The organism is Bifidobacterium hapali (assembly GCF_002259755.1).
Lineage (GTDB): Bacteria > Actinomycetota > Actinomycetes > Actinomycetales > Bifidobacteriaceae > Bifidobacterium > Bifidobacterium hapali.
This window is the reverse complement of record NZ_MWWY01000044.1, coordinates 1-16,699: the sequence shown is the minus strand read 5'-3', so window position 1 is coordinate 16,699 and position 16,699 is coordinate 1. Positions and strand designations below refer to the sequence as shown.

Annotated in this window: 12 protein-coding genes, 1 pseudogene and 1 CRISPR repeat array; of the genes and pseudogenes, 10 read left to right on the top strand and 3 right to left on the bottom strand. The window is 50.5% G+C overall.

The window, feature by feature from the left end; translation table 11 throughout:
• Positions 1 to 84: 84 nt before the first annotated feature.
• From BHAP_RS10170 to dapB, 3 genes are all read left to right on the top strand, one after another.
• Positions 85 to 921: a GNAT family N-acetyltransferase gene (locus tag BHAP_RS10170; protein WP_094730571.1), complete on the top strand. Its 837-nt coding sequence runs from the start codon at positions 85 to 87 to the stop codon at positions 919 to 921.
• Positions 918 to 2,279: an MFS transporter gene (locus tag BHAP_RS10165; RefSeq protein WP_094730570.1), complete on the top strand. Its 1,362-nt coding sequence runs from the start codon at positions 918 to 920 to the stop codon at positions 2,277 to 2,279. The genes BHAP_RS10170 and BHAP_RS10165 overlap by 4 nt, the downstream gene beginning before the upstream one ends.
• Positions 2,280 to 2,428: 149 nt before the next feature.
• Positions 2,429 to 3,181: a 4-hydroxy-tetrahydrodipicolinate reductase gene (gene dapB / locus BHAP_RS10160; RefSeq protein ID WP_094730569.1), complete on the top strand. Its 753-nt coding sequence runs from the start codon at positions 2,429 to 2,431 to the stop codon at positions 3,179 to 3,181.
• Between the two features lie 160 nt (positions 3,182 to 3,341).
• On the opposite strand, the gene BHAP_RS10155 is transcribed toward dapB, so the two are convergent.
• The gene (locus BHAP_RS10155) at positions 3,342 to 5,162 is read right to left on the bottom strand and encodes an AMP-dependent synthetase/ligase (protein WP_094730568.1); all 1,821 of its coding nucleotides are present in this window, start codon (positions 5,160 to 5,162) and stop codon (positions 3,342 to 3,344) included.
• A gap of 381 nt (positions 5,163 to 5,543) precedes the next feature.
• Between BHAP_RS10155 and BHAP_RS10150 the strand changes: the two genes are divergently transcribed.
• The 7 genes from BHAP_RS10150 to cas2 all read left to right on the top strand — a co-directional run bounded on the left by BHAP_RS10150 (position 5,544) and on the right by cas2 (position 13,966).
• Positions 5,544 to 8,015: a CRISPR-associated helicase/endonuclease Cas3 gene (locus tag BHAP_RS10150; protein WP_094730567.1), complete on the top strand. Its 2,472-nt coding sequence runs from the start codon at positions 5,544 to 5,546 to the stop codon at positions 8,013 to 8,015.
• A 319-nt stretch (positions 8,016 to 8,334) separates the two neighbouring features.
• Positions 8,335 to 8,991 carry a type I-C CRISPR-associated protein Cas5c gene (gene cas5c, locus BHAP_RS10145; protein WP_094730566.1) on the top strand — a complete coding sequence of 219 codons (657 nt, stop codon included), beginning with the start codon at positions 8,335 to 8,337 and terminating at the stop codon, positions 8,989 to 8,991.
• On the top strand, positions 8,988 to 10,790 hold the full coding sequence (gene cas8c / locus BHAP_RS10140) for a type I-C CRISPR-associated protein Cas8c/Csd1 (protein WP_094730565.1): 1,803 nt from the start codon (positions 8,988 to 8,990) through the stop codon (positions 10,788 to 10,790). The genes cas5c and cas8c overlap by 4 nt, the downstream gene beginning before the upstream one ends.
• Entirely contained in the window at positions 10,783 to 11,715 is a 933-nt protein-coding gene (gene cas7c / locus BHAP_RS10135; protein WP_094730564.1) for a type I-C CRISPR-associated protein Cas7/Csd2, read from the top strand. Before cas8c ends, cas7c begins: the two co-directional genes overlap by 8 nt.
• A gap of 195 nt (positions 11,716 to 11,910) precedes the next feature.
• Complete coding sequence (gene cas4, locus BHAP_RS10130; protein WP_094730563.1) at positions 11,911 to 12,603, top strand: CRISPR-associated protein Cas4; 693 nt, start codon at positions 11,911 to 11,913, stop codon at positions 12,601 to 12,603.
• A gap of 28 nt (positions 12,604 to 12,631) precedes the next feature.
• Positions 12,632 to 13,663 carry a type I-C CRISPR-associated endonuclease Cas1c gene (gene cas1c / locus BHAP_RS10125; protein ID WP_094730562.1) on the top strand — a complete coding sequence of 344 codons (1,032 nt, stop codon included), beginning with the start codon at positions 12,632 to 12,634 and terminating at the stop codon, positions 13,661 to 13,663.
• A 12-nt stretch (positions 13,664 to 13,675) separates the two neighbouring features.
• On the top strand, positions 13,676 to 13,966 hold the full coding sequence (gene cas2 / locus BHAP_RS10120) for a CRISPR-associated endonuclease Cas2 (protein ID WP_094730561.1): 291 nt from the start codon (positions 13,676 to 13,678) through the stop codon (positions 13,964 to 13,966).
• A 442-nt stretch (positions 13,967 to 14,408) separates the two neighbouring features.
• Positions 14,409 to 15,793: direct repeats of the CRISPR family, unit length 33 nt; unit sequence GTCGCTCTCCTCACGGAGAGCGTGGATTGAAAT.
• Between the two features lie 107 nt (positions 15,794 to 15,900).
• On the opposite strand, the pseudogene BHAP_RS10115 reads toward cas2, so the two are convergent.
• Positions 15,901 to 16,185, bottom strand: a pseudogene (locus BHAP_RS10115) (IS3 family transposase); the annotation flags it as partial.
• Positions 16,186 to 16,239: 54 nt separating this feature from the next.
• The coding region (locus tag BHAP_RS10110; RefSeq protein WP_211279730.1) for a transposase at positions 16,240 to 16,699 on the bottom strand (460 nt) is incomplete at its 5' end.

Genomic DNA, 16,699 nt, shown 5'->3' with positions numbered 1-16,699 from the left:
CGGAGGGAAGCTGCGACCCTTGGCCATTACGTGTGGGCGGGCACACGTACACAACAGCCAGTACAAAAAGGAGCAGGAATTATCATGGCTGCGACGAGCGCAACCGATCGGATCGCCTCGCACGACGATCACACCAACCGCATTATCTATCATTCCAGTACGGACACTGTATCGTCTTCTCACCAACAGCACGAACAACAAACCCCGTCAGGAATTATCTACCGGCCAATGACATGGAGCGACGTCGACGACATCGTTACCCAATTCGAAGCAACGTGGGGACGATTCTCAAGTGCAGCCGGCACTCCGGCTTCCATAGTCTTATCAAGGCATTTCGTACTGCATTATCTTGAGCCAGCAACACATACGATTCTTGCAGAACGTGACGGACAGTTCCTCGGCGTAATCGTTTGCCGTGTAGTCGGATGTCCGAGACTATTTCCTCAAGCAACACCTGCGCTCGCCGACGTGGATCGCATGCTCCAAGACGATCCGCGCGGCGCACAAGCGCTTACCGAAACATTGCGATGGCATGCGCTGGAAATCGATTTGGAACATGAGGTTCAAGCCAACGAAACAACGCAAGGGGAGATTGAACTATTCCTTGTGGCTAGGGCAGCACGAGGACATGGTGTCGGTGGAACATTGTGGCGAAGCGCCATGCGTACCATGCGTGAAGTAGGTGTAACTCGCTACTTCCTACACACCGATTCCACTTGCGACGTGAGCTTCTACGTGCATCAAGGACTGAGTTGTCTGATCTCGTGGTATGCGGCTGGTCATCCGGAGTATGGCAAAACTATGGCCGATGTCTATATTTATGCCGGAGCCACAGACGCAGCGTCATCCAGAATAACGAAATCACAGCAATCACAGCACAGTACAACACACGACATTCACCACGACGGAGCTAGTGCATGACATCGATGACATCCACAACCACATCACGCATTGCGGCATCCCCGTACGCGAAACTATTCGCTATTCCCGGCACGAAATCGTTCTGCATATCCGGCGCGATCGCGCGCCTGCCAATTTCCATGATGAGTCTCGGTATCGTACTTGCGCTGAATTACTTGTACGATAACTGGACCGTTGCTGGTTCGATGAGCGCTGCGTATATTCTCGCCGTCGCTTCAGTTACGCCGTTTTATGCGCGGTTATTCGACCGTTTCGGGCAACGTCGCATCGGTACAGTTGCCTTGACTGTGCAGGTGATCGCCATGCTCGGCTTCGCGTTCGCCGCATGGAATCGTGTACCGATTCCGCTACTGTTTGCGCTCGCGATTGTTATGGGATTTACCCAATTCTCGTTCGGTGCACTTGTACGAACCCGTTGGGCGTACGCATTGCGTGATTCCAATAACATGGGGTTACTCAACACAGCCTATGCACTCGAAGCGGCTATTGACGAAATTGTATTTATCGTTGGTCCTATTCTCTCCGCATTTCTCGCGACTTCAGTACATCCGGTTTCGCAGTTATTCGTGCCGACACTGGCATGTGGTATCGGTGGCGCTGTATTTTTCTCGTTGAAACACACTCAGCCGCCGGTTATGGAATTGGTTGACGTAACAGATAATCGTGCGACTTCAGCTTCTGTTTCAACGTCGGATTCAACCCTAGCTCCAGCTTCCAGTTCATCTGTCGACAGCGCGCAACCTGATACCTTGACGATACGTCAATTGCGCACTAGCGCGCCGAAACCGAAGAGTGCGCTGCTCTATCCCGGCGTCCTGTCAATTATGATCGTGTTCATCGTATTCAATATGAGTTTCAATGCGTTCGACGTGTCTATTACCGCGTCGATGAAAGCTGCGGGCGTCGAACAATGGCTCGGCTTACAGCTCGCCATGTTCGCGGTTGGCTCATGCATCGGAGCGATGATTTTTGGTTCTCGACAGATGCGTGGATCGCATTGGCAACACATGATGTTGTTCCTCGTGCTACTCACGATCGGATTCGTACTCTTCCGCCTTGCTATGGATCATTTCCTGCTGCTTGGCGCATTAGAAGTGCTTTCGGGTTTGTGCGTTTCGCCGCTGTTCGCCACCGGCAATTTGATTGTTAAAGATGCTGTGCCAGAACGTTCCTTGACTGAAGGACTGTCATGGCTTACTACTGCTGGCGCAGTCGGTACGTCACTGGGATCGACGCTTGCGGGCGCAGTTATTGACGCAGCTGGTACCCATGCGAGCATGATGATTCCGTGGATTTCGGTCGCCTGTTCAGTACCGCTCGCGGTATTCGGCTGGTTGCTCGCACGGAAACGCGACTAGTATGGCGAAGCTGACTGAGGGGTAGTCACATCATTGGAACGTTCAACCTGTGTAACTACCTCTCAGTCGTCTGCGACGTTTGTAGTATGAGACACAACGGCAATCGCATGATTGTGCAGGATTTGCATAACGTAAGAATGGAGCGAACAATGATCAACGTTTCCGTAGTGGGAGCTCAAGGACGCATGGGTTCTCATGTGGTTGATGCGGTCAACAGTGCGGCAGATACGCAGCTTGCGCTTGCACTTGACGCCAAGGATGATCTGACAGCAATCACACCGGACAATACTGATGTCGTGGTCGAATTTACTGTGCCAAGTGCATCGCTACACAACGTTCTTACGCTCGTCAAGCAAGGTGTAAACGTAGTCGTCGGTACTACCGGTTGGACTGATGACAAACTCGCGCAGGTTACAACGGCGCTTGCGAATGCACCGCGCGACAACCAAAGTGTATTCATCGCACCGAATTTTGCAATTTCTGCCGTGCTTGCTGATCATTTTGCTCAAGTTGCGGCACCATATTTTGAATCAGCTGAAATTATCGAACTGCATCATCCGACCAAGGTGGACGCGCCTTCTGGCACTGCTATCCACACGGCTCATGCGATTGGTGAGGCTCGCCGCGCAGCCGGGCTTGGTGACATGCCGGATGCGACGACTACAGATGGTGGCTCGCGCGGGCAAGTAATTGATGGTGTACACGTACATGCAGTACGTTTGCGTGGTCTCAACGCTCATGAAGAGGTACTGTTCGGTAATGCTGGCGAACAACTGGTTATTCGTGCGGATAGTTTCGACCGTGCGAGTTTCATGCCGGGCGTTCTGCTCGCAGTGCGCAAGATCGCGTCTGGCGCGTTCCCTGGTCTGACTATCGGTCTTGATCGTTTCCTCGATCTGTAATTTTCCAGCGTAACTGCGCGCAATACCGAGGCCCGCGCGCAGTTACGCTTGTTTTTCCCCTCAAAATCCAGCATAACTGCGCGCAGGGCTCGGTATTGCGCGCAGTTACGCATGCTTTTTGGTCTACACGACAGCTGATATATTGTCGAGCGCTGGATGATCACCGCTTGCCGGCGTAAATATCGCGATCGATAATATCAGCGAATATGCGGTTGACTGCCGGGCGCACAACCTTCAGCGACGGTGTAAGACATTTGTTGTCTTGTGTGAACCGCTGATCGAGGACTACGAATTTGCGTACTGATTCAGCACGCGAAACAGTAGCGTTCGCTTTGTCGACATATTGTTGGATTTCATCATGGACATCCGGTAGTAATGCAACGTCCGAAACCGGAAGATCAGCAGCAAATCCGTGAGCTGGCAACCATTGGGCGAGCGCATCCGGGTCGAGCGTGATCAGTGCGCCGATAAACGGCCGTTGATCACCGACGACTACCGCATGTTCGACGATCGGGCACTTGACGATTTCCTGTTCAAGTGGAATCGGCGACACGTTCTTGCCGCCAGCAGTGATAATAATGTCCTTCTTACGACCAGTGATCGTTACGCGGCCCTCGTCATCAATCGACGCAAGATCGCCGGTTTTCAACCATCCATCTTCAGCGAATGCTTCTGCAGTTTTCTCGGGGAGATTATGGTAACCGCGGAATACGTTTGCGCCGCGCACCTGCAGCTCGCCGTCGTCAGCAATACGCACTGATGAGCCGGGTGCAGGCTGTCCGACCGTACCGATCATATTGTCGTCAACGCGAGTCACGGTAAACGGAGCGGCTGTTTCCGTCATACCGTAGCCTTGGATCATCGGCAGGCCGATACCGTTATAGAAATGTGCGAGATCAGGATCGAGCGGTGCACCGCCGCATGCGACGAACCGAATCTTAGGTCCCAACGCGCCGCGCACGGTACGATATACGAGCGTTTCAAACGTTGCTCGCTCAGCAATCGCTTTTGCTGAATGCGCGCGTCCTGCTTGCTCATCGCGGCTCCACGCGCGTGCGGCGGCGGCTGCCTTCGCAAACAAACGTCCCTTGAAACCCATGCCTGCTTTCTGTGAGGCGGCGTTGTATACCTTCTCAAACACGCGCGGCACGCCCAGCAGATATGTCGGCTGGAACGAACGTAAATCCGGCAGCAGCGACTTTGTATCCGGCAAGTAACCGACCACGCCATCATCTGAACCGATCGAACAATACTGAATATAACGGGCAAAACAGTGTGCAAGCGGTAGGAACAGCAGCAGCCGCGGGTGATGATCGCAGATCATCTGTGGCAAGCATTCATATCCTGCGCGCACGATCGACAGAAAATTGCGATGCGTCAGTTCCGCACCTTTCGGTGCACCGGTCGAACCGGACGTGTATACGATCGTCGCCAGATCGTCAGCATGCACGGATGCGATGCGCTCGTTCAATTCTTCGTCAGAAACAGTGACTCCGAATCCTTGCAATGCGCCGAGCGCGTTACCGTCCATCATCAGAATCTGCTTGAGTTTTGGACAGTGGTCTTTGATTGAATCGAGTCGATCGAAGCGTTCGCGATCGTCGGCGATGGCGAGTTTGACGGACGAATCGTTGAGAATACGTTCAGCTTGCGCGGCAGAGTCAGTGTCGTAAATCGGTACGTTCACAGCTCCGATCGCAGCCAGTGCGAAGTCGAGTACGCCCCATTCGTAACGGGTTGCGGAAAACAGGGTGACCGCGTCGCCCTTGCCGATGCCGAACGCGATAAGGCCTTTGGCGGCCGCGAGTACGAGTTGCTGAAATTCGCCAGCGCTGATGTCATCCCAGCGACCCGGTCCGAGCTTGCGCGAGGCGATAACGGTGTCTTCTCCGGTGCGCGCAATGCGATCAGTGAGCAGACTGTACAAGGTTTCGTCGTCGCGTACGACGATTGAACCAGGGGTAGTGTATTCGGTGAGCATGTTGGGTTCGTGTCTTTCTGTTTTTCTGCGATCGCCTATGTGATTGCAGAAGTCTCATAATGTGTTTCTTGTATTCCGTCATATAACTTACGTCAGCGTAGGTTATGGTGCGTTGTATGCTCCTACGAAACCGTTGGGCGTGGTTTGTGACCGTGTACAAACTGCCTGACGGTGGAGATCGGCGGAATTACTGGGAGAGTTAGTGTCTGCTTGATGATCGCTTGTGATTACTTATGAATTACTCATAATAGGTAGTTGCAGTTGCGGCTTAATATCAAGGTGTATTGAGTATGATGATAAGAAACATGGCCACAATGTTGTGTTACTTAAAACGTACCTGTTGTAAGCAGACTGTGATCGGCAACGGATGAGGGGTTGATAATGGAAACAGTTGAACATTCGGCTCAACACGGGTGCCAACACGGAATAGTTAGTCGGAATTCCTCGTCTCGTCCAGTTCAGCCGTTTTATGCGCGAACCAGCGACCACGGATATGAAACATGCGTAGAACATCTGTGTATGACCGGTTGCCTGTCTGGCGGTTTTGCAAGTCAATTCGGGTATCTCGATGATGGTCTGTTAGCAGGACTATTTCACGACATCGGCAAATATGCTTCTGTGTTTCAAAAACGCATACGAGATCCTGAACACTCAGGAAAAGTTGACCATTCCACTGCAGGCGCGATGTTGTTAGATCAATATGGTCGTATCGCAGCGGAGTTTGCAGTAGCTGCTCATCATGCAGGGTTAGCAGACGTGGGCGATGTTCATGAGCTAGACGGAGCAACCCTTAGCGGGCGTATGAACAAGGCTTTCAGTGCTGGCGAGCGCAGTCCATTAGCCTTAGCTCATGCGTGGTCGACGCAACTGCATATTCCAGACTCAGCGTTATCTGCACAACCGCCGGCCACTGAGCCGACCCATTACTCCTTCATGATGCTGACTCGTATGCTGCTATCAGCGTTAGTGGATGGAGACCGTCTGGATGCGGAATTCTTCACGTCAAACCGTGAACATCGCGCCGAACATGAACTGTTAGAACAGCTCAAGGAGCAGCTTGGTCCACAATCGTTAGCGCAGGAACAAGCTCCCTCATGGGAAACATTGCGTGAAACATCGTCGAAAATTGCCGCTACATATGCTCACGAACAATGTTCGGCAATCGCGCGGCTGACTGATATTGTCGAGCAAACCGCTCAACAGTATCTCAATAAACCTAACAAAACACCGCTCGACATCAAACGATGTGAACTACTTACGCGATGCCTTACCTATGGGAAAGACTCATCGCGCGGCAAAGGGCTGTACACATTAACCGCTCCCACTGGCAGTGGTAAAACCATCTCATCAATCACGTTTGCACTCGAACATGCGCGTACGCACGGACTGCCGCGAGTCATCTACGTGATCCCCTACACGTCAATTATCGATCAGACTGTCAGCCAGTTTGAGACAATCTTTGGAACGGATGCCGTGCTGCCGCACTACGCTGAAGCTCCGTACCAGCTCAAAGATGAATCGGATATGGATGAAACCGATCTCAGCCGTGCGCTCGCGGCCGAAAACTGGAACGCGCCGATCGTAGTCACTACGGCAGTACAGTTTTTTGAAAGCCTGTATTCGAACTCAACGTCGCGCTGTCGTAAACTTCACAACATTGCGAATGCAGTTATCGTGTTCGACGAAGCGCAGACGCTGCCAGTACCGTATTTGCGACCGTGCATTACCGCAATCGCCGAACTTGTGCAACAATACGGTTCCACAGCTGTGTTGTGTACAGCTACACAGCCGGACTTTACGCCACTGTTCAACAGTATTTCTGATGAGGCAGACGTTGATATTCAAGAGATTTCGCCGTTTTCAGATACTGATCGCGACTCGTTCCGCCGTGTGACTATCGAACACATCGGTGACATTGCATTGGATACGCTTGCGGACCGACTGGGCGGTCATGAACAGGTTTTGTGTGTTGTCAATACGCGCAAGAAAGCACAGTATCTCTATGATCAACTTGCGCAGAATGGCGGTGCGGAGGGAACCTTCTGCCTGACCACATTACAGTGTGCGGCTGATCGTAAACGATTGCTTGACACTATTCGTACGCGTCTTACAGCAGGAGAGTTGTGCCGCGTGGTGTCGACTTCTTTGATTGAAGCTGGTGTAGATGTTGATTTTCCTGTCGCATACCGTGAACAGGCTGGACTTGATTCCGTTATTCAGACTGCCGGACGATGCAATCGTGAAGGTCGGCATTCTGCTGAGACAAGCAAAGTATATGTGTTTTGCACGGAGGGTGGTTGTGCGCCGTTCCTTCAGCAGAATATCGCGGCGTTTCGTGATGTGTTACGACAGTATCCTGATCTGACTTCGCAAGATGCGATTCAAGCCTATTTTCAGAGGCTGCTGGAAATGTATGGCAGTGGATCTGCTGGTTCGGCTCGTTCCGCTGTTAATGACGCGTTTGATACGCATCGCATCCTGCCTTTACACGGTGACAATGCGGTAGTGGACATGCCGTTTGAACGTATTGCTCGATCGTTCAAACTCATTGACACCCCTACAGTGCCGGTGTATATCCCATTATCTGATGAGCTCGGCGATGAGGGTGCGCGATTATGTGAGCGGCTAGAACACGGCGATATTGACCGCATGCTGTTTCGGAAGTTGGGTAAGTATGCGGTTAACGTGTGGCCTCAGCATCTTGCGAAATTACAGTCGGCAGGCGCCGTGTTGACGGTTGGTCGCGGGACGAACGCTGAGGAAGAGTGTTTTATTTTGCGGGATATGAGTTTGTATTCGTCGCGGCTGGGGCTGCGCGTGGATGGCGTGTCGACTGACGGTATTTTTGTGTGATACCTCGTGTGCTCGTCCGTGAAAGGGTGGGCACACGAGGTGTTTACGATCTACCGAAACAAAAAAATCAATATTTTTCAATCCACATTCTCCTTGCGGAGAATGACTGATATGTACAGAATACATAGTCCAATGGGGTGACTTGTTTCGCAATTATGAATAAGGCTCATGGAGGCGGAGATCTGTTGATGCCATGAACCGGTAAATAAATAATATTTTCATATTTATTTTATTGTTAATTATCATTAAGATATGGTATATTGATTACCAGCAGAACAGAGATGTTCTCATGTACCACTCCAGCAAGGGAAGGAGGAATATGTCAGTACGTTTAGAAGTGTGGGGAGACTACGCACTCTTCTCTCGTCCCGAATTAAAGGTTGAGCGTGTCACCTATGACGTTATGACGCCATCAGCGGCTCGCGGCCTGTTGGAAGCTATCTTCTGGCATCCTGGCATGATATGGAGAATCGATAAGATTCATGTGCTCAATCCTATACGATTCTCAAGTATTCGCCGCAATGAGGTGGACAGCGTTATCAATGTCAGTAAAATCAAAGCAATGGCAGAAGGCCGCGGCGATGGCGGTGCCATCTATACGTCGGAATCCATTCAGCAGCGCGCTTCTACTGTTTTGCGTGATGTGAGATATGTGATCGATGCACATTTTGACATGAATCGTAAGAGAATGTCACCAGCGGATTCAGCGGAAAAATTCCAGAGCATGTTTATGCGACGTGCAGCCAAAGGACAGTATTTCCATCATCCGTATTTTGGAACACGAGAATTTCCTGCCGAATTCCGCGTGTGGGAAGGAGAATCAGAACCAGTCGGTTTTGAACAAGGGCACCGCGATCTGGGCTATATGTTTTACGACTTTGACTATCGTAATCCAGCACAGCCTCAGCCATTGTTCTTCCGCGCTGCGCTAGACAATGGGGTATTGGATGTCGCATCGGCGGAGGTGCGCTCATGATTATCAGCGATCTTTGCGATGAATACAACGTGCTTGTGTCCAAGCAGCTAGCGCCAGCTTATGGATACGATAATATCAATGTGCCGTACGGTCTCGTGATCAACGATGCAGGTCAACTAGTCAATGTTCAACCCTTGGGCGATCACAGCAGTAAAAAACCAATAAATTTCATCTCAGTACCAACTCGTACTCCTCGATCGTCCGATATTGTAGCGAATTTTCTCTGCGATACTGTCGCATACATGCTTGGGTACAATGCCAAGGGCAAGCCAGAACGAGCTGTACAAGCGTTCCGAGCGTGTGGTGATTTACATAATCGCATATTAGATGGAATTGAAGAGCCAGCCGCAGCTGCGGTACGTGAGTTTTTCACACGCGATCCGCAATGGGAAACTGCGCAACGGTTTTTGGGCGACGATGCTTGGAAAACTGCTCAGACGATGAATTTCGTCCTGCGATATGACGATGGGACTGGTACAACATTCGTTGGAGATTGCGCTTCCGTACAAGATGCTTGGCTTGCATACTACGATCATGAGGATGCAGATGGCGAGGCGGAAACAATGATCAGTCTAGTTTCTGGTAAACCTGTCATCCCAGCAAAAACGCATCCCAAAATCAAGGGAGTCATGGGAGCACAATCAGCTGGCGCATCGCTGATTTCATTTAATGCGTCAGCGTTCTGCTCTCATGGTGTTGAGCAGAACGAGAATGCTCCAATGAGCAAACGGGAAGCTTACGAATACACTACAGCATTAAATACGCTGCTCTTCGATCAGGATGGAGTCCAATATATTGGTGACGCCACTGTTGTGTCGTGGGCGCGCTGCGGCGACCCTGCTTATTCTTATATGATCAATGGTGCGATGTCCTCTCGCTCTCGATATGGTGCTTCGGCACAATCTGCCGGTGGTTTGAAAGAATCGACAATTAAGTCGGCGACACAAGCGCTCGCACATGGAAAACCATATAACTATGAAGGTATTCATCTTGCACCAGATGAAGAATTCCATATACTGGCGTTATCTCCTAATGCAGCACGACTATCAGTTCGATTCTACTTAACTAACACGTTCGGCACATTCGCTCGCAACATCGAACAACACTATAACGATGTTGAAATTCGTCGTCCCAACTACGACACGACCGTATTTTTACCGACGTGGCGATTGCTTAATCAAACTATCAGACAGCAAAGTAAAAATGCGAAAATATCAGCGGAAATGGCTGGTGCGGTTATGAAGGCAATTCTTAACGGCACGCCATATCCAGTGAGTTTAATCAACGCTGTGGAACGCCGCATTATCGCTGAACACGATGTTTCACCTGACAAAGCAGCAATTATTAAAGCGTATTACTTACGCACAACAACGAATGCACAATTCAAGGAGGTATTACAAGTGGACATTAATGAAGAAAGCAGATATGTGCCATACGTACTTGGTCGCATGTTCTCAGTCTATGAGCAGATTCAATTAGCTGCTATACCCGGTATTAATACTACGATTAAAGATAAGTATTTCACTAGTGCGTCTGCGACTCCAGCTCGTATATTCCCGATTTTGGGTGATCTTGCTGCAAAGCATATGAAGAAAACTTGGACCTCGCAAGGATACAAGGTTAAGTTGGGCCAAAAGCTTGGAGAGCTAAGCGCGATGGTGGGGGACCGTTTCCCATCGAAACTTTCTCTTGAAGAACGCGGCGCTTTCCAGCTTGGGTACTATTTCGAAAATCAGAAGCGTTACAACAAGACCACTATAAACACCAATGATGATGAACAAGGAGAGATCAATGACTGATTACGCACCTATTGAAAATCGCTATGACTTTACCATCCTTTTCGACGTGGAAAATGGTAATCCTAACGGCGACCCAGATTCGGGTAACATGCCGCGCGTCGATATCGAAACCGGCAACGGTCTGGTGACTGATGTTTGTATTAAACGTAAAATTCGTGACGGAGTGCAAGCTATTATGGGCAATGCTGCTCCGTGGCGTATTTACATTCAAAATGAACGAACTCTTAATCGACTTGATAGTGAAGCGTTAGAAGCTGAACACATTGATGCACGTCCTGAAGATAAGGAATTCGCCAAAGAAATAAAAGCGTTGAAAAAAGATGATCCGACATTGGATCGTCGGTTGCGTGACTACATGTGCGCTAATTTCTTTGATATTCGAACATTCGGTGCGGTAATGACCACATTCGTTAAGGGCAGCTTGTCTTGCGGTCAAGTTCGTGGACCGGTCCAGCTTGGTTTCGCTCGTTCTATTGACCCAGTCAGCGTGCAAGAAATTTCTATTACGCGTATTGCCGTGACTACGGAAGCGGATGCTGCGGAAAAGAACAATACGATGGGCAATAAGTTCATTATTCCCTACGGTTTATATCGCATGAACGGCTATGTTTCCGCCAAACTCGCGCAGAATGTCACCGGATTCAGCGATGAGGATCTCGACGTACTATGGCAGGCGATTGTGAACATGTTTGAGTTTGATCGTTCCGCTGCGCGAGGCAACATGGCAGTACGCAAGCTGTATGTGTTCAAGCACAGTAGCGCACTTGGCGACGCTCCATCGTGGAGATTGTTCGATAGCATTGCGGTTCACAAACGCGATGATGTGGATGTTGCGCGCAGCTTTGGAGACTATGAGGTTTCCGTGGATCGCAGTGCTATTCCGGATGCTGTATCTGTGACTGAAATGGTCGATCACGAACTGTAAACGACATTGAGGCGGCAGTAGCGGCAGAAGCAGCGTATGTGTTGCGTCAGTGTTCGGGAGCGCATGATTGGTGTGCTTCCGAACACTACTGTGTGAGAATGTATGTGCGCGTATCCATGTACGTAAGTTAGTAACGTGTAAGATGCGCGAGTCATGAGAAGTGAGCGAGTCGCGAACGACAAAGGAGTCATTGCGATGGAACTGGCCGAATACGCAGAAGATGATTGGCTATCTTTATCTGGCATCCAACATTTTTCATTCTGTCGTCGTCAATGGGCGCTGATTCATGTCGAGCAATTATGGCAAGACAATGTGTTGACGACATCAGGTTCAATAGAGCATGAGCGAGCACATGATTATGGCGCATCAGAAAAACGTGGGGATCTGTTAATTTTACGTGATCTGAGAGTATTTTCCCGGCGGATGGGTGTGTCTGGAGCGTGCGATGTTGTGGAGTTTCATGCTTCGCCTGATGGTGTGACGTTGCAAGGACGTGATGGTCAGTGGATTCCGTATCCGGTAGAATACAAACACGGACAGCCTAAAACGCAGGATGCTGATCGATTGCAGTTGTGTGCTGAAGCGATGTGTTTAGAAGAAATGTTGTCTTGTGACATTCGTGAAGGCGCGTTATTCTATCAACACATACGGCGACGTGAAACCGTAAGTTTTGATGAATCATTGCGCGAAACGGTGACGGATATGTTTCGTCAGATGCATGATTTTTATACCCGTGGTCATACTCCGAAAGTGAGAACAAAGCAAGGTTGTAAAGCGTGCTCGTTGAAAGATGTATGTTTGCCGGAATTATTGAAGAAACGATCAGCACGCAAATATGTTGATGATCGTATTTATGAGGTTATACATGATAGCGAAGTGGCTGTTTAGCGAAGTGGCTGAGCGGGGAGAATAAATAATGCGTACCATGCTTAATACATTGTTCGTAACGAGCGACGATGCATATCTATCGTTAGAAAATGACAATGTTGTTGTACAGATTGACGATAAAACTTTGGCAAAGATACCGTTGCGTTCCATCGAACAAATTATCAGTTTCTCGTACAAAGGCGCGTCGCCAGCTTTAATGGGCAAATGTTCGCGGTTTGGTGTGGGAATGTCGTTTTTCTCTCCGCGTGGAAGATTCTATTGTTCGATACTTGGTGAAAATAATCGTAACGTATTGCTTCGCAGAGAGCAGTTTCGCAGAGCTGATTCTTCTGAGAATAGTCTTGAACTTGCTGCAGCGTTCGTTGCTGGCAAGATATATAACTGTCGATGGGTTATCGAACGCACAAAACGAGATCATACGTTGCGCGTGAATGCTGAACGTCTTATGGAGCAAAGCAGTTTGTTGAAAGATGGGTTGAGACGAGTGATGTCTTGTGCTTCGGTTGACGAGGTGCGTGGAGTGGAAGGCAAAGCTGCGAAAGATTATTTTTATGCATTCGATGATCTAATTCTTCGCGATAAAGATTCATTTTTCTTTGAACAGCGCAGTCGAAGGCCTCCATTAGACCGAATGAATGCGTTACTGTCGTTTGTATATACGTTGTTGACAGGAGATTGCGTTGCTGCATTGCAAGGGGTTGGATTGGATCCTTATGTGGGATTCTTGCATGTCGATAGACCAGGGAGGCCCTCGCTGGCATTGGATCTGATGGAAGAATTCCGTCCAGTAGTTGCCGATCGATTCGCACTAACGCTAATTAATACTGGTGCTGTGCAAGCCGCGCATTTTGAAGAACGTGAGAATGGGGGCGTATTTCTGAACGAATCAGGTCGCAAAATTGTGCTTGCGGCATGGCAGAAACGAAAAACCGAGCAAATCACGCATCCATTTTTAGAAGAAAAGATTCCGTGGGGATTAGTGCCGCATGCACAGGCATTATTGTTGGCTCGTTATGTGCGTGGTGATAGTGATGCGTATCCGCCGTTTATGTGGAAATGATGAGTGATAACGATGATGATTGTGATTACCTATGATGTGAATACTGAAACGCCAGCGGGGCGGCGTCGACTGCGGCGGGTGGCAAAAGCCTGTATGAAATACGGTCAACGAGTACAGAACAGTGTATTCGAATGTTCAGTATCGTCGTCGGATTATGTGGTGTTGCGTCACGAGTTGGACGAGATTATTGATGCTGAACATGACAGTCTTCGGTTTTATAATCTTGGTGCGAAGTATTCGACTCGGATTGAGTATGTTGGTCAACAACGACATCTGCCGGTTGATGATGTCATGATGATATAGACCAATGCGATGGTGCCCGGTTGATGGGAATTGGCTACCCATTTTTGTTGATTGACTGGGATGCGTAGTGTGTTTGTGCGTTATGCGTATTGGTGCCGCTTGTGATTGGCGCTTTGATTACTTGTGGGCACTGCCGAGCGTTGAGCGTGGTTGCGCAGTGCGACAGTCAAGCTATCATGAATATGCGGGCTGTTCGCACCATCGTTGTGCTCGCTGTTGTGCACGTTGAGTCAATGTGGAGCATGCGCGTGCATAGCGATGTTGAAGCAAGTTTTCTTGTTTTTGATTGCAGTTTGATAATTCAACAGGGTTGAATTGGTATTGAGGCGAATTGGGTAGCTGAGGATGCGAGTATTAATGATTGTTAGGCAGCATGAGCGGTAAAATATGATTGTGGGTGAATGTTCTGTCCACAATGCGGTCAGGGCATCTCACGGTCGCAGTCGCTCTCCTCACGGAGAGCGTGGATTGAAATACGTAGGCGAAATACCGTTTGCCGTCCTTGTAGGTCGCTCTCCTCACGGAGAGCGTGGATTGAAATGTGTATGGTCATCATGGCGGCGATGAAGTCCTGTCCGAGTCGCTCTCCTCACGGAGAGCGTGGATTGAAATGTGCTCCTCACCAAGTAAGGACGGTGGAACATGGGTCGCTCTCCTCACGGAGAGCGTGGATTGAAATACAGATTTTGCTGCTTTACGGAGCACCCGCCCGGCGGTCGCTCTCCTCACGGAGAGCGTGGATTGAAATTCCGAATCGAAAAAGAACAGGGGCGACTCTCCGTTGGTCGCTCTCCTCACGGAGAGCGTGGATTGAAATGACTCGAGGATGATCCGAGAACCATATAGTCCGGTCGCTCTCCTCACGGAGAGCGTGGATTGAAATACGTCGCAATCATGGGATCAACGTCGTGCGGGCCAGTCGCTCTCCTCACGGAGAGCGTGGATTGAAATCAGAATACTGGTGCGATCCAATCGTTTGCGGACGTGTCGCTCTCCTCACGGAGAGCGTGGATTGAAATTCGGTCGTGAGCTTGCCGGCGCCGGCGGTCTGGGGTCGCTCTCCTCACGGAGAGCGTGGATTGAAATCGTTCCACAGGCCGTTGATGATGTTCGACCCAGCGGTCGCTCTCCTCACGGAGAGCGTGGATTGAAATATCAGCCGCCATTGCGCCGGATCGGTGGTAGTCGGTCGCTCTCCTCACGGAGAGCGTGGATTGAAATCAGTGCTGAAGCTGCTGGCGGTGACATGAACAAGTCGCTCTCCTCACGGAGAGCGTGGATTGAAATCATGCGGTCGGGGATGATGGGGACGCCTCGTATAGTCGCTCTCCTCACGGAGAGCGTGGATTGAAATCATGCGGTCGGGGATGATGGGGACGCCTCGTATAGTCGCTCTCCTCACGGAGAGCGTGGATTGAAATTCCTACCTGTGGTGGAAACCAATGGACAATTACGGTCGCTCTCCTCACGGAGAGCGTGGATTGAAATGATGGTGGTAGACGCTTCACGGCTGGTTGTGCCTAGGTCGCTCTCCTCACGGAGAGCGTGGATTGAAATGGGCATGCTGTCGTGAATGATGCGCAGCTGTTCGAGCCGCTCTCCTCACGGAGAGCGTGGATTGAAATACGGCCTCCTTGTCGCCGCAGAACGGTTCGAACGCCGCTCTCCTCACGGAGAGCGTGGATTGAAATCCTTTTGGGATATTTAATTCTCCCCTTTGGGATACGCCGCTCTCCTCACGGAGAGCGTGGATTGAAATTTGTTATTGCAGGTGATGCCCATATGGCAATCCCCGCCGCTCTCCTCACGGAGAGCGTGGATTGAAATAATGCTTGTTGTGTGTGTTTTGTCAAGTTGGTATCCGCGTTTGGGGGTGGTGACGTTTTGTTGGACTTCGTTGTCTGAATGGTCGTTCAGAACGATATCACATGTGTTCAGGCGACGAGCCCGAGCTGGATGCGCTTGTCCATGATGCTCATCCCGTATTCGAGTTTGATGCGCTTGTCCCGGTACCAGACCATGTACTCGTCCAGCATCGCAATGAACTCGTCGATCGTGACGCCCTGGAAGCTCCTCTTGTGGAAGAACTCTTGCTTGAGCCGGCCGAAGAACCCCTCGGCGGCGGCGTTGTCCGGACTGCAGCCCTTCGCGCTCATCGACCTCGTCAATCCATGATCCGTGCAGATGCGAATCCATTCAGGCCACCGGTAGTGGCATCCGGTAGTGCCCGGATTCTTGCGCACTTTGGTCTTCGCCCGGCTCTGCGACGATGATCAGTTCGCTACTGGTACGCTCTCACCGAGCCGGGACATGTCGAGGTAACGGCGCGTCGACCACTCGTTCGAGGTCACGTAGCGGACGCGCGCGCAGACGAGCATCAACGCGCTCCGCCCGTCCGGAAACGAGCCGACCACGCGCGTGCGTCGCCTGATCTCGCGGTTCAATCGTTCGATCATGTTGTTCGTACGGATGCGCCGGCGATGTTCCCTCGGATAGTCGTCGAGCAGGTAGGTCGTCGTCTCGCTAATGCCTTCGCGCAGGCATTTGGCAGCCTCTCTGAGCTTCCTTGTCTCCAGTTCCTTGGCGACGGATTCCGCCTTCTCCAACGCCTTGTCGCGTGATTCCATAGCAAACACGGCCTTAAGCGCGTCCGCAGCCCACTCCCGGTTTCTGGGGTTGACCTTGGCGAGGATATTGCGTTCGAAATGCACCATGCACCGCTGATAACGCGCC

Bases quoted from the DNA above. Each gene is read 5' to 3' on its own strand.
- cas1c (WP_094730562.1), top strand. From the start codon at position 12,632: ATGCGTACCATGCTTAATACATTGTTCGTAACGAGCGACGATGCATAT.
- cas7c (WP_094730564.1), top strand. From the start codon at position 10,783: ATGACTGATTACGCACCTATTGAAAATCGCTATGACTTTACCATCCTT.
- cas4 (WP_094730563.1), top strand. From the start codon at position 11,911: ATGGAACTGGCCGAATACGCAGAAGATGATTGGCTATCTTTATCTGGC.
- dapB (WP_094730569.1), top strand. From the start codon at position 2,429: ATGATCAACGTTTCCGTAGTGGGAGCTCAAGGACGCATGGGTTCTCAT.
- BHAP_RS10155 (WP_094730568.1), bottom strand. From the start codon at position 5,162: ATGCTCACCGAATACACTACCCCTGGTTCAATCGTCGTACGCGACGAC.
- BHAP_RS10170 (WP_094730571.1), top strand. From the start codon at position 85: ATGGCTGCGACGAGCGCAACCGATCGGATCGCCTCGCACGACGATCAC.
- BHAP_RS10150 (WP_094730567.1), top strand. From the start codon at position 5,544: ATGGAAACAGTTGAACATTCGGCTCAACACGGGTGCCAACACGGAATA.
- cas2 (WP_094730561.1), top strand. From the start codon at position 13,676: ATGATGATTGTGATTACCTATGATGTGAATACTGAAACGCCAGCGGGG.
- cas8c (WP_094730565.1), top strand. From the start codon at position 8,988: ATGATTATCAGCGATCTTTGCGATGAATACAACGTGCTTGTGTCCAAG.
- BHAP_RS10165 (WP_094730570.1), top strand. From the start codon at position 918: ATGACATCGATGACATCCACAACCACATCACGCATTGCGGCATCCCCG.
- cas5c (WP_094730566.1), top strand. From the start codon at position 8,335: ATGTCAGTACGTTTAGAAGTGTGGGGAGACTACGCACTCTTCTCTCGT.